Source organism: Planktotalea sp., from assembly GCF_039984035.1.
In the GTDB taxonomy this organism is placed as follows: domain Bacteria; phylum Pseudomonadota; class Alphaproteobacteria; order Rhodobacterales; family Rhodobacteraceae; genus Planktotalea.
On record NZ_JBDWVM010000101.1, the window covers coordinates 1 to 14,013 of the forward strand.

Sequence of the window (14,013 nt, forward strand, 5' to 3'; positions counted from 1 at the left end):
GTTCTTACAGCTGCGGTTGTTGGTCTTGCAGTTGCTGCATACGGTTCTATCCAAACTGGTGCGTCCAGCCTGACAGCTGCAACAGACACAACATTGTCTGGCATGACTGTTGGTGCGGTTGCTCTGCCAGCGGCTGAATAATCAGCGCTCGCAGCACGTCTGCATCTGATAACGAACGCCCTGTACTTCACCCCTGAAGCACAGGGCGTTTTGTTTTTAAGATTGGGTAAGATTTTAGTTAAGTCACTAACTGTACGCGTTTGCACCAAAATCCTGCCTTATTCCTTGTGTAACAAGGGGTTACAGACACCATCGGACCACCAGCGTCGTCCGTTTAACCAGCCGCTCCTGTTGTGGAGCCCGGAGAGTAAAATGCAGCAAATGTTTTCAGCCTTCATAAAGAATGACGACGGTGCCGTAACTGTAGATTGGGTTGTTTTGACCGCTGCAGTTGTTGGTCTCGCAGTCGCAGCTTACGCAACCATCAGCAGTGGTACAGGCACGCTTACCGCGAGCACTGACACAACACTGTCAAACATGACGGTTGGCGCCCCGGTCATCGGCGGCGAATAAGCTAAACTTTTCGACACTTTCAAACAGCGCCGTATATCTAATGCGGCGCTGTTTTGGTTTCTGACGCGCAATGTGCACAGATGCGCCCATATTCGGCCACAAAGTTGTATCAGGATACCTCCTAAGAATTGACGATTCCGTCTATTTGCGACTGTGCAAAGGACGGAGAAACGAAAGGGTTTCAACATGCGTATGGTTTTTGGTGTTGTCTTGCTGATAGGGATCGCCCTCGCAGGATTTGCCGTTCACATGACACAAAATTATGTAAATCAGCAAAAAGCAGCGCTCGCCGATGCCCAAGCCAATCAACAGCCCAAGGTTCCTACCGTAGGGGTTATCGTCGCCAATCGTAAGTTCTCCTACGGGGACGAGCTTCTCCTGAAAGATCTCGTGATCGCGCAATGGCCGCAAAACGCCCTGCCCGACGGTGTTTTCACAACAGTTGAAGAACTGTTTCCAGAAGATCAGCCAGGCAAACGTTATGTCATGCGCGCCACAGAGAAGTTTGAAGCTGTGCTTGATGTGAAAATTACAAAGCCTGGCATCGAGGTCGGTCTTAAAAATCACCTGAAAGACGGTCAAAGCGCCTTTACTATCAAAGTGGACGTATCTTCTGGTGTGTCTGGCTTCCTGCGCCCAGGCGATTTGGTTGATGTTTACTGGACGGGCAAAGTTGCCTCTGGTGATCGCAAGCAACGTACCGTGACACGTTTGATCGAAGACGCTGTAAAAATCATCGCGATCGACCAAAGTTCAAACGAAGAAATTCAGACGTCTTCAATCGCGCGTACAGTTACAGTTGCGGTGACCCAGCTCCAAGGTGCGTCTCTGACGCAAGCGCAAAGCACAGGTCGTTTGAACCTCTCATTGGTGGGTCAGCGCGACGATGCAATCGCGGAACTCATCGAAGTGGACCAGAAACAGTTGCTCGGCATCGAAGAGGCACAACCTGTAGCGCAACAAGCGGCGCCGAAGGTTTGTACAATCCGCACACGCAAAGGTGCTGAGACGGTCAATATCCCAATTCCTTGCCGCGACTGAACCGGTTAAAAGCAAAACATCTAAGAGGCATCGCACAGCGCGGTGCCTTTTTTCTTTAGCGGCTGTGTTGCGCAAGTCCCACAGCAAGAACACTACAGAACCCTTTGATTCTTGCAAAAAAAATCAAACTGGCGCATGGTTCATCAAAAGCAGGCAAAAGACCTGCACCCGAGGCGTGATCGGAGAGGCAGATCACATGATCAAGTTAAATACCCTGAAAGCGGCTTTCTTAGGCTGCGCTGTACTATTTACTGCATCCGTCACTTCGGCGCATGCGGATACTTTGCGTATTGTAAATTCTGGCAGTAGCTCAACCCTTGGCGTTCCGATGAATCGGGCGGTGGTTGTTGAAAGCGATGTTCCCTTTGCGGAACTGAGTATTGCCAATCCTTCGATTGCAGATATCTCAACGCTGTCGGATCGCACGGTTTATGTTCTCGGCAAATCGCCGGGTTTGACGACGCTGACGCTACTGGATGATGCGGGGCGTTTGATCACAAACGTCGATGTGCGCGTATCCGCGGATGTGAGCGAATTCAAAGAGCGTCTTCGCCAGATTCTTCCTGACGAAAAGATTGAAGTCCGTACCGCGAACGACGGGATTGTTTTGTCTGGCACGGTGTCGAGCATTGGCAAGCTCGATCGCGCTATGGATCTTGCACAACGCTACGCGCCTGAACGCGTAACCAACCTTCTGAGCGTTGGTGGAGTGCAGCAAGTTATGCTCAAGGTTCGCTTTGCCGAAATGCAGCGTTCTGTTGCGAAATCTCTGAGCTCGTCGCTCGCTCTTGGTGGCAGCGCACTTGGCGGCAATGTTGGCGTGTCAGGCGGTACAAACACGCTTGTTGGCACAACCGCCGTCGGCAGCGGTTTGGCAGCGAACGCCTCCCCCACCAACAACGCAGGAACGCTTTTTGGCTTTAACGCCGGCGGTCTCGAAGTTGGAATTCTACTCGAAGCTTTGGAAAGCAAAGGCGTGGTGCGCACGCTTGCTGAGCCAAACCTCACCGCCCTTTCGGGCCAAGAGGCGACATTCCTTGCCGGTGGTGAAATTCCTATTCCCGTCGCGCAGGCTGACGGCTCTGTTGGTATTGAGTTCAAACCATTTGGCGTTGAAATGAAGTTCACGCCACGTGTTTTGGACGACAAAGTTATCAACCTAGAAATGGGCGCTGCAGTTTCATCTATCGATGCGACAACCGGAATCACCGCCAACGGCATCAGCATTAGTGGCTTCAAAGTGCGCCGCACGACCACAACCGTGGAAATGCGAGATGGCGAAAGCTTTGCAATTGCTGGTCTTTTGCAGGATGACTTCACAGATTTAAGCGGCCAAGTGCCTTGGCTCGGTGACATCCCCGTGCTTGGTGCCTTGTTCCGCAGCGCAGATTACAGCCGTAACCAGTCCGAATTGGTCATCATTGTGACACCTCACCTTGTGACGCCAACGCGCGGCGAAGCGCTTGCTTTGCCAACAGATCGTGTCCGTCCACCGACCGAAAAGGATCTATTCCTATTTGGCCGCGTGACAGGAGACTCGCGTCGTCCTAAGAAGGGTGCAGCCGCGGAAGTCGCGCGGCAAGACTTCACAGGTTCCTATGGATACGTAATGGACTGATCATGGCAAAGCGCACCTCTCATATAAATGCGGCCATATTGGTGAGCTCGATTGCACTCCTTGCGGCGTGCAATTCAGGCGATCCTGTATACAGCAGCTTTGGCAGCGAAGCCGGGTCCCTGCTCGATACGGGCACTTTTGGCAATGCCACGATGAACAACACACAGATTATGAATGGCGAAAGACAATACGCCTTTGATCTGTCATCGCGCTTTGCAGATGAGGTTCTAACCACAGTGAACTTTGCTTTCGGCAGCGCTGAGCTCGATTTTGGCGCACGTGATACGTTGCGTGAACAGGCCGCGTGGATCAGGCAGTTCCCTGAAGTGCGCTTCCGTGTTTACGGACATGCCGATGCCGTTGGCAGCAGCAGCTCGAACAAAGCTCTTGGTTTGCGCCGCGCGAAAGCAGTCGTGAATTATCTGGCGTCCCAAGGCATTGGAAAAGCGCGCCTCGAAGCCGTCGCTTCGTTCGGTGAAGAACAGCCATTGATCGTGACGCAAGGACGTGAGCGCAGGAATCGTCGTACTGTGACCGAGGTCAGCGGATTTGTCGGAAGCCATCCAATGGTGATGGACGGCAAATATGCGCAAATCGTCTACCGTGAGTATGTTGAAAGCGCGACCAACAAATCTTATATCCAACCTGGTCAAGCAGGCAGAGAATAAGCCACATCATTGTTTCGATTAAATGCAAGCGGTCCTAGAGATAGGGCCGCTTGTTTTCGTTTTCCGCACAATCGCGCCTATTTGGTCGCAATGTTGCCTCGTTTGGGCATGATATCTGGCTGCAACGGGGCGAGTGTGTCCCAAGACGATAACGAGAGCGAATGGAACAACGTGATGTGCGTTGAACCTTTTCGCCACACAGGAATAGAGTATGTCTGGTAGTGAAGAGCAACACGCTGATGAAGCCCCCCTTCGGGCTTGTACGATCAGCCGCGATGTCCAAAACTTCGATCTTCTGATTGAAGACATGGAATCCGTTATGGGCGAAGCTTGGGGCGATCTCGGGTTTCACGACGCTATTCCATTTATAGAGCAGCTTGAGGTCGGCGGTCTTGAGTTCGTCGCGCTCGTCATCGACTATCAAGACGAAGAAGACCTCGGCCTTCTTGAAAAAGTGATTTCAGCTGCGAATTCGCGTAAAGTCAAAGTGATAGTGATCGCAGAAGATGTGACGCCAGCCTCTTTGCATCAGCTTTTGCGCGGCGGAGCGGATGAATTCATTCCCTACCCTCTTCCGGAAAACGAGCTTCGCATGGCGATTGAACGCATGCGCAAACCAGAGCCTGCACCTGTGGCAGCGCCAGTCGCAACGGCCCCGCAAGCCAGCATTCAAGGCAACGCATCCGGGCGAAGTGGATCAGTGATTGCCGTTCACGGGCTTGCGGGCGGTACAGGTGCCACCACGCTCGCCGTGAACTTGGCGTGGGAATTGGCGACACTGTCCAAAGATAAGGCACCTAAGGTGTGCATTATTGATTTGGACCTACAATTCGGATCGGTCTCAACCTTCTTGGACCTGCAACGCCGTGATGCGGTGTTTGAATTGCTAACCGATACAGAAAATATGGATGGTGAAAGCTTCGAGCAAGCTCTCATGGTGCATGGAGACGTGCTACACGCGCTCACCTCTCCTGCGGATGTTATCCCGCTCGACATGATCCGACCCGAGGACATTGAAGCGATTCTCGATCTCGCGAAGGCACATTTTGACTATGTTATCGTAGACATGCCAACAACGCTGGTTCAGTGGACAGAAACAGTTCTCAACGCGTCGCAAATCTATCTTGCGACGTTGGAAATGGACATGCGCTCGGCACAGAACGCATTGCGCATGAAACGCGCTCTGCAATCGGAAAACTTGCCTTTCGAAAAAATGCGCTTCGTCTTGAACCGTGCGCCCAAGTTCACGGATTTGAACGGCAAAACACGTGTAAAACGTTTGGCCGAAAGCCTGGGCATTACCATCGAAGTGCAATTGCCTGACGGCGGCAAACCCGTCGTAAACGGCGCGGATCACGGTCAACCGCTCGCATCTACTGCTGCGAAAAACGTTTTGCGCAAAGAAATCACCAAACTTGCAAGCTCGCTTCATGAGCTGAATTTGCAAGCTGAATCAGACATTTAATAAAGGGTTACTCGGGAATGTTCTCTAGATACAAAAAGTCAGAGCCTGCCGCGGCCGCTCCAGAGCCCATCCCAGCAGCAGCGCCTGCTGCCAAAGAAAATGTCGAAAAAGCATCCGCTGGCTTGGCGATGATGCGCCGACCTGCGCAGACGACACCCGCAAGAAGCGCCAACGCTGATAAAGAAAAGAAACGTAAGGAACGCCTTGCGGAGATTAAACTTGAGCTACACCGCGAGCTTCTCGACAACTTGAACCTTGCCGCTCTCGACACCGCTTCTGAGCAAGAATTGCGCAACGAAATCAATGCGATTGCTGCAGAAGTTCTGCAAGAAAAGGGCATTGTCCTCAACGGCGCGGACCGCACAAGTCTATGCCAAGATTTATTCGATGAAGTGACGGGCCTTGGCCCGCTGGAAACGCTTCTGAAAGACGATGACGTCAACGATATTCTGGTCAACGGTCCACAGCAGGTCTTTGTTGAAAAACACGGCAAGCTGCAACTGAGCGACGTCACATTCAAAGACGAAAAGCACCTTTTGCGGATCATCGATAAAATCGTTTCCGCCGTTGGTCGTCGCGTCGATGAAAGCAACCCTTATGTGGATGCGCGTTTGAAAGATGGCTCTCGTTTCAACGCAATGGTTCCACCGGTTGCCGTTGACGGTAGCCTGGTTTCCATTCGTAAATTTAAGAAGGACAAGCTCGGCATCGACGATCTTGTCGCGTTCGGCGCCTTTTCTGAAGAAATGGCCGCATACCTGCAAGCGGCTGTTGCGACGCGTCTCAACGTGATCGTTTCAGGCGGTACAGGTTCTGGTAAAACGACCACGCTCAACGCGCTATCTTCTTTCATCGATGACGCCGAACGTATCCTGACAATCGAAGATACCGCGGAACTTCAATTGCAACAAACGCACGTAGGCCGGATGGAAAGCCGCCCACCAAACGTGGAGGGAAAAGGCGAAGTTTCCCCGCGAGATTGTTTGAAGAACGCTCTACGTATGCGTCCAGACCGCATTATTGTTGGGGAAACGCGCGGCGAAGAGGTTATCGATATGCTTCAAGCTATGAACACAGGTCACGACGGATCCATGACGACGATCCACGCCAACTCTGCGCGTGATGGTGTCTCCCGTTTGGAAAATATGATCGCGATGTCAGGTATCGAAATGCCGCTCAAAGCAATGCGAAGCCAGATTTCTTCGGCTGTGAACCTCATTGTGCAAGCTTCGCGTTTGCAAGACGGGTCTCGCCGCATGACCTCCATTACAGAGATCACTGGCATGGAAGGTGAAGTCATTTCCATGCAGGAACTCTTCCGTTTCCAACGTGTTGGCCTGACGCCGGAAAATAAGATCATCGGTCATTTCACGGCCACAGGCGTGCGAAGCCATTACGCGGAACGCTTCCGCATGTGGGGTTATGACCTGCCAACGTCGATCTACGAACCCACGAAACTCGAAGGATAGGCGATATGGGCCTCACAGCTGAACCGATTATCTATATTCTCGTTTTTATCGGCGTTCTTGTGATCGTCGAAGGCCTCTACTTGACCATGTTCGGGCGTTCGATTTCGCTGAACAATCGGGTCAACCGTCGCCTTGATATGCTCGAGAAAGGTGGCAACCGGGAAGAGGTGTTGGACAAACTCCGCAAGGAGATGAACCAGCATATTTCGGGCCGCTCGATCCCGCTCTATTCCATGTTGGCGGATAAAGCGAACAAAGCTGCGATTGCCTTTTCTCCTAAGCAATTGATAGGGATCATGGGCGCTGTCAGCGTTTTCGCCTTTCTTGGCCTCACAATCGGTACAGAAACCAGCATGCCTGTTCGCGTCATCGCATCCATCGGGATTGGTGTAGGCGGCGTATTTATGTGGATCAGCCATAAGGCAAAGAAACGCATGGCCATGCTCGAAGAGCAGCTTCCAGATGCTGTTGAACTTATGGTGCGTTCATTGCGTGTGGGTCACCCGTTTTCATCAGCGGTTCAGATCGTCGCGAAAGAAGTTCAAGATCCGCTCGCCTCTGAAATGGGTGTGATTGCAGATGAATCCGCTTATGGCCGTGACGTCGGTGAGGCGCTAAAGGCCATGGCCGAGCGGCTCGACAATCAGGATTTGCGCTTCTTGGCGGTTGCCGTGACCATTCAACAGCAATCTGGCGGTAACTTGGCCGAAATTCTTGCAGGTCTTGCGCAAGTTATTCGGGCGCGCTTCCGTCTGTTCCGCCGTGTGAAAGCGATTACTGCTGAGGCTCAATGGTCTGGCAAGTTTCTGTCCGGCTTCCCGATCTTCGCCCTGATCGCCATCAATCTCGGTGATCCAGACTACTACGACCCCGTTTTAGATCACGCATGGTTTATTCCTGCCTGTTTTCTTGTTGCTGCCTTTCTCGGCGTGAACTTGATCGTCATGCGTATTCTCGTAAATATCAAAGTCTAGGTGCTGCCCTATGGAATTTTTCAATAGCTTTATGAACATGATGTTTGCGACCTTCGGGGACCAAGCACAGCTTGTTTTGATGGGTATTTTGGGCGGTATGCTGGTTCTGCTGGCAATCCCTTTTATGATGTCCAAAGAGGAAGATCCCCTGGACAAACTAAGGGATCAACAACAACGTGGTTCGCAGGCGGGCGATGAACGCCAACGTCTGCGTCAAGCCAAAGGCAACAAGCAGCTCGGCAAGTATGCAAAATTGCTGGAGCCTAAAGATGCTGAAGAATATTCCGCGATCCGCCTCAAGCTGATCCAAGCGGGCTATCGCGATAAAGATGCGGTCCGCATGTTCCACTTCATGCAAATGGCGCTTGGTTTGGGCTTTTTGGTCCTTGGTCTGCTCTACTTCACTTTTGTCATCAGCGGCGAAAACGTAAGCACACAGAAGATGATGGCCTACGTTCTTGGACCAGGTCTTGCCGGTTACTTCCTGCCGAAATACTGGATCACGCGCCGGATAGATACGCGCAAAGAACAGATCGAAAGCGGATTTCCTGACAGCTTGGATATGATGCTGGTTTGCGTTGAAGCGGGTCAATCGCTTGACCAGTCCATCGTGCGCGTCGCGAACGAGCTGCATCACTCCTTCCCGTTTCTCGCGGATGAATACGAGATCGTTGCACAAGAAATGAAGGCCGGTAAGGACAAGATCGCCGTTCTCAACGACATGTCCGAACGTTGCGGCGTGCAAGACGTTGCCAGCTTTGTGACGGTTTTGATCCAATCAACAAGTTTTGGTACGTCGATCGCCGAAGCTTTGCGGGTTTATGCTGGCGAAATGCGAGATAAACGCGTGATGCGGGCGGAAGAAAAGGCAAACAAGTTGCCAACCAAGATGACCCTTGCCACAATGATGTTAACGGTTCCACCGCTGCTGATAATCCTCGTCGGACCATCTGCGGTTGGCATCACCGAACTGGGTAATATGGGACAATAAAAATGGCGCAAACGCGTAGGGCTACTGCCCTGCTCTGCCTGACTACATGTATTGCATTGGCCGCCTGTTCTTCGGGCGGCCTTGGCACGAGTCTGGGCACCAACAAAGATAGCCCCTATGCGCCATCTTTGAAAAAGAATGGTCAGGGTGAAGATCCGCTTATTGTAGGGCATCGCCTCACAGCGGCTGGCGAACATGAACTCGCGCTCAAGTCCTTTCGGCTTGCTGCGTCGGATCAAGGCCTCACCACCGAAATCATTTCTGCAATGGCTTCTGCCAACCTTGGGCTTGGGCGCCTTGGACAGGCCGAAAGCCTTTTGCGCCGAGCAACCGAAGCCGAAGATGCAACACCCGAAGACTGGAACAACCTAGGCGTTGTGCTTATGGAACGGGGCGAAACCGCTGAAGCAACACAGATTTTTCGCAAGGCCTTTGCCATAGATGATGGCAAAAGTGACTCAATCCGCGAGAATCTTAGAATTGCGCTCGCGAAATTGGAAAATGTTGACTATGGTGATGGTCAAGAACAAGACTACAAATTGGTGCGACGTGGATCGAGCGACTTTTTGATCCGAAAGACACCATGATGAGCAGAGGCAAGAGCAGTAAAAGGACGCAAAAATGCGCCACCCTTCCCTTGTGCCGTTGTGTTTATTAGCGCTCGTTGCGACAGCAGCGTGCAATAAACCAAACGGAGAAACCGTCGACCGTAAGGTCGCCGGGGTAAATGTTATTGATGAGACCAACCTCAACGACGTCATGTTGACAGTCGCTGATCCAAATGAAGCGGTCTCCTATTTTCAACGCGCCAGCGCGGACGATCCAAAGCGGATCGAACACAAACGTGGCTTGGCAAGTTCCCTCATTCGCGCAAAACGCAACACCGAAGCTGTTTCTGCTTGGGAAGTTGTGAACGCGCATCCTGATGCGACGGCTGCAGATCAAGTTGATCTCGCTGATGCGAAGATCCGTGCGAATGATTGGAAAGGCGCTGAGGCCGTTCTCGATCAAATTCCTCCAACGCACGAAACGTTCAAACGTTATCGTCTCGAAGCCATGATCGCTGACAGTAATCGTGAGTGGAAGAAAGCGGACAGTTTCTATGAAACCGCTGTCGGACTTACCACTAAACCCGCTGGCGTAATGAACAACTGGGGTTATTCCAAACTGACGCGCGGCGATTTCACTGCGGCAGAGCGTCTGTTTACCGATGCGATCCGTCAGGATGACCAGCTGTTTACGGCCAAGAATAACCTCGTGCTCGCCCGCGGTGCACAGCGTAAATATGAATTGCCGGTTGTGCCTATGGGACAAATCGAACGTGCGCAGCTTTTGCACACACTCGGATTGTCGGCGGTAAAACAGGGCGATGTCGAAACCGCCAAAGGTCTGTTGCGTGATGCAATCGAAACCCATCCGCAGCACTTCGAAGCAGCGGTGCGCTCGCTACGTGCGCTTGAAGAAGCATAAGAGCGTCTAGATGCTCTTTTTCCTTCCCGAATTGAACAACTCCGCGCTATTCGCGCTCTGGAGTCTGCCGTTCGTCTTGCCGCTTTGCTTCATCGTGGCATGGTCTGATATGCGGGCAATGCGCATCCCCAACTGGTGCGTTTTGGGCCTGTTCGCGACATATATTTTGATCGGTATTTTCACACTGAGCTTCACATCGTTCCTATGGGGTTTCGTGAGCTTAATCCTTGTTTTGCTTATAGGATTCTTCATGAGCGCGGTCGGTATGATCGGTGCGGGAGATGCGAAATTTGCAGCAGCAGCGGCGCCTTTTATCGCCTCCGCTGATTACCGGTTCTTCGTCGCCTTGTTCGCCGCGAACATCATCGCAGCCTTCATGACACATCGTATGATCGCCAAAACAAAGATGACCGACCTTGCTCCAACATGGGACAGCTGGGAGCGTACTTGGGAATTTCCTATGGGCCTTTCATTGGGCGGAACTTTGGCGCTTTATATGATTTTGAGCGCAATCATGGGTGCCTGATCTGGCCCCGTGCTTGCCATAATTTGCCCATACTCCTTGAGTAAATTTGCTCGACACTTAAGGCAATGACGGGGCAAACAATGAACATGCAAAACACAGCAGTTATGGCACCTCCTCCCCCCAAGGGTTTGGAGCAGATGAAACTGTCCGTGGTCATGATGCGCGACATCATGTTGAAAACCATGTTCCGTAAAAACGTCGATACCGCGACGGAAGTCGCCAAAGCGATCTGCCTGCCCCTGCAAGTCACGCAAGAATTGATCGACATGGCCCGCGAGCAAAAGTTGCTCGAAGCGACGGGTACTTTGAATGCCAACAACGGCAATGAAATGGGCTTTCAGCTGACAGATGCCGGCAAGGCCCGCACCATGGATGCGCTTCAGCAATCTGAGTATTTCGGCGCCATGCCTGTGCCTTTGGAAGTTTATCGCGAACAGGTGGAGCGCCAATCGATTCGAAACATCATGATCACGCGTGGTCAATTGACCGATGCGATGGGCCATTTGATCCTACCCGATGATCTGCTCAGCAACCTTGGTCCAGCGGTCAGCTCTGGTCGATCTATTCTGATGTACGGCCCTCCCGGCAACGGTAAGTCCTCGATTTCAAACGGTATTCGCGATGCAATGGGCGACAAAATTTATGTCCCCCGTGCGATTGAATATGCCGGTCAGGTGATCACTGTTTACGATCCGATTGTGCATTCCGCCGTGGAAGAGCAGGAAGACGATCCAACCCAACTGCGCCGTCGCACGCTCTTTGACACGCGCTATGTGCGTTGCCAGCGTCCAACCGTGATTACGGGTGGTGAGCTGTCGCTCGACATGCTCGATCTGGTCTACAACCCAACCGCGCGCACGTATCAAGCGCCGCTCCAATTGAAATCCACTGGCGGCATCTTCATCGTGGACGACCTTGGTCGTCAGGCAGAGCCACCGCAATCCTTGGTGAACCGTTGGATTGTTCCGCTCGAAGAAGCTAAGGATATTCTCGCCCTACAATCCGGGGAAAAATTCGAAGTTCCCTTCGATACGCTCGTGATTTTCTCGACCAACTTCCATCCGAATGAAATCTTCGACCAAGCGGCCCTGCGCCGGATTTTCTACAAGATCAAAATCGACGGTCCAAACCAAGAGAACTTCCTCAAGATTTTTGCATTGGTCGCCAATAAGAAGAAAATTCCACTTTCCGAAGATGCGCTGATCCATTTGTTGCAGGAAAAATATCCTACGATCGACAACATCTATGCGAACTATCAGCCTGTGTTTTTGATCGATCAAATGATCGCCATTTGCGAATTTGAAGGCATCCCAAACCAGATGACGCCAGAGCTGATTGATCGCGCTTGGGCAAACATGTTCGTGAAGGATGAACATATCGTCAAATAAGGACTGGCAGGCGCACGCACTTGGGTTAACTTACCCCTCATGCACGCGCCCCACCCTACCCTTACCGCTTGGTTTAACGACCAAGGCTGGTCGATCCACCCCCACCAGAATGAGATGCTCAAGCGTGCGCTTGATCCTGCGACATTGCTCATTGCGCCAACGGGCGGCGGCAAAACAATGGCAGGTTTTCTGCCCACATTGAACGAACTCGCAGACGGAACACATGAGGGGCTGCACACCTTATATGTTTCGCCGCTCAAGGCTTTAGCCGCTGATATCAAACGCAATTTACGCAAACCCGTTGAAGACATGGACCTGCCGATCCGTATCGAAGATCGCACAGGTGATACATCCGCGACCCGCAAGAAACGCCAACGCGCAGACCCGCCGCATATTTTGTTGACCACTCCAGAAAGCCTCGCATTGCTTGTTTCCTACGAGGATGCACCGCGGATGTTTAAGGGGCTTAAGCGGATCATCATCGATGAAATTCACGCGCTCGCAGAAAACAAGCGCGGTGATCAACTGATGCTCGCCTTATCCGCCGTGCAAAGCATGTGTCCGGACCTGCGCCGTGTCGGGCTGTCGGCCACTGTAGAAGACCCAAAGGCGATTGCGAGCTACCTCGCGCGCCATCCTGATCCTTGCGATATCGTTCTTGCCGATCCCGGCCCTAATCCTGATATTTCGCTGCTACATATCGATGAAGCGCCTCCTTGGGCAGGCGGTGGGGCCGCCTATTCCATTCCTGCAGTGATGGAACAAATCAAAGCGCATCAAACTACTCTGATCTTTCACAACACACGCGCACAAGCTGAGATTTTCTTTCATAATCTATGGCTTGCCAATGAAGAGAGCTTACCAATCGGGATACATCATGGCTCCCTTGATCGGGTGCAACGCGAACGCGTCGAAGCGGCGATGGTGCGCGGTGATTTACGAGCCATCGTGTGCACTGGGTCGCTCGACCTTGGCATTGATTGGGGCGATGTTGATCTGGTCATTCAGATTGGAGCACCTAAGAACGTCAAACGGCTTGTGCAACGGATCGGCCGTGCCAATCACCGCTACAACGCACCCTCCAAAGCATTGCTCGTTCCTGCAAATCGCTTCGAGGTGGTGGAATGCCTTGCCGCCTTAGAAGCTGTCAAGGAACACGATTTGGACGGTGATCCGCGCGGCGCGGGCCCACTTGATGTGCTGTGCCAGCATATCCTGATCCGTGCTTGTGCTGGCCCCATCCTGCCGGATGAGCTGTTCGAACAAGTCACTGGCGTTGGCGCATATGCTCAACTCGATCGCAATGAATTCGATGACTGTTTTGAGTTTTGCGCCACGGGCGGCTACGCACTGCGCGCGTACGACAAATGGCAACGTCTTATGGAACTCCCCGACGGCACATGGCGCCTACGCGACCCACGCTCTGCCCAGCGTATTCGCATGAACATTGGGACCATACAGGACACTGACACGCTAAAAGTACGTCTCAAACGCTCGCGCGGCGGCAAGCCATTAGGAGAGGTGGAAGAGAGTTTCGCAGCCACGCTCACTGCCGGCGACACCTTTCTGATAGGCGGTCAAATTGTGCGTTATGAAGGCCTGCGTGAAATGACCGTAGAGGTCACACGCCGCGCCGACAAAAAGCCAAAGATCGCAACGTTCTCCGGCACGAAATTTGCAACATCAACGCAGCTGAGCGCGCGTATATTGCAGCTCTTTCAGAAGGGCGATTGGCCCAACTTACCCAAACACACCTCTGACTGGTTGCACCTACAACGACAAGTTAGCCTACTGCCCAAGCCCAACCGTTTACTCATCGAGACCTTCCCC

General features: G+C 52.4%; 13 protein-coding genes. All 13 read left to right on the forward strand.

The features are described from left to right. Nucleotides 1-372 precede the first annotated feature (372 nt). The gene (locus ABJQ89_RS04335; protein ID WP_348495039.1) at nucleotides 373-573 is read left to right on the forward strand and encodes a hypothetical protein; all 201 of its coding nucleotides are present in this window, start codon (nucleotides 373-375) and stop codon (nucleotides 571-573) included. A gap of 186 nt (nucleotides 574-759) precedes the next feature. Continuing rightward, nucleotides 760-1,614: a Flp pilus assembly protein CpaB gene (cpaB, locus tag ABJQ89_RS04340; RefSeq protein WP_348495040.1), complete on the forward strand. Its 855-nt coding sequence runs from the start codon at nucleotides 760-762 to the stop codon at nucleotides 1,612-1,614. A gap of 196 nt (nucleotides 1,615-1,810) precedes the next feature. Next, nucleotides 1,811-3,232, forward strand: coding sequence for a type II and III secretion system protein family protein (locus tag ABJQ89_RS04345; RefSeq protein WP_348495041.1), 1,422 nt, complete (start codon nucleotides 1,811-1,813; stop codon nucleotides 3,230-3,232). Between the two features lie 2 nt (nucleotides 3,233-3,234). After that, nucleotides 3,235-3,900, forward strand: a complete 666-nt coding sequence (locus tag ABJQ89_RS04350) for an OmpA family protein (RefSeq protein ID WP_348495042.1) — start codon at nucleotides 3,235-3,237, stop codon at nucleotides 3,898-3,900. 211 nt (nucleotides 3,901-4,111) lie between these two features. Next, complete coding sequence (locus ABJQ89_RS04355) at nucleotides 4,112-5,365, forward strand: AAA family ATPase (protein ID WP_348495043.1); 1,254 nt, start codon at nucleotides 4,112-4,114, stop codon at nucleotides 5,363-5,365. Nucleotides 5,366-5,382: 17 nt separating this feature from the next. Next, on the forward strand, nucleotides 5,383-6,834 hold the full coding sequence (locus ABJQ89_RS04360) for a CpaF family protein (protein WP_348495044.1): 1,452 nt from the start codon (nucleotides 5,383-5,385) through the stop codon (nucleotides 6,832-6,834). A 5-nt stretch (nucleotides 6,835-6,839) separates the two neighbouring features. After that, on the forward strand, nucleotides 6,840-7,808 hold the full coding sequence (locus ABJQ89_RS04365; RefSeq protein WP_348495045.1) for a type II secretion system F family protein: 969 nt from the start codon (nucleotides 6,840-6,842) through the stop codon (nucleotides 7,806-7,808). A gap of 10 nt (nucleotides 7,809-7,818) precedes the next feature. Then, a complete protein-coding gene (locus ABJQ89_RS04370) occupies nucleotides 7,819-8,799 on the forward strand; it encodes a type II secretion system F family protein (protein ID WP_348495046.1) in 981 nt (326 codons plus the stop codon). A 2-nt stretch (nucleotides 8,800-8,801) separates the two neighbouring features. Next, nucleotides 8,802-9,386: a tetratricopeptide repeat protein gene (locus ABJQ89_RS04375; RefSeq protein WP_348495047.1), complete on the forward strand. Its 585-nt coding sequence runs from the start codon at nucleotides 8,802-8,804 to the stop codon at nucleotides 9,384-9,386. 34 nt (nucleotides 9,387-9,420) lie between these two features. Next, a complete protein-coding gene (locus ABJQ89_RS04380; protein WP_348495048.1) occupies nucleotides 9,421-10,269 on the forward strand; it encodes a tetratricopeptide repeat protein in 849 nt (282 codons plus the stop codon). A 10-nt stretch (nucleotides 10,270-10,279) separates the two neighbouring features. Then, entirely contained in the window at nucleotides 10,280-10,795 is a 516-nt protein-coding gene (locus tag ABJQ89_RS04385) for a prepilin peptidase (protein WP_348495049.1), read from the forward strand. Nucleotides 10,796-10,875: 80 nt separating this feature from the next. Further along, nucleotides 10,876-12,183 (forward strand): ATPase, encoded by a 1,308-nt coding sequence (locus ABJQ89_RS04390; protein WP_348495050.1) that lies wholly within the window; start codon nucleotides 10,876-10,878, stop codon nucleotides 12,181-12,183. Between the two features lie 39 nt (nucleotides 12,184-12,222). After that, on the forward strand, nucleotides 12,223-14,013 hold a 1,791-nt coding region (locus tag ABJQ89_RS04395), incomplete at its 3' end, for a DEAD/DEAH box helicase (RefSeq protein ID WP_348495051.1).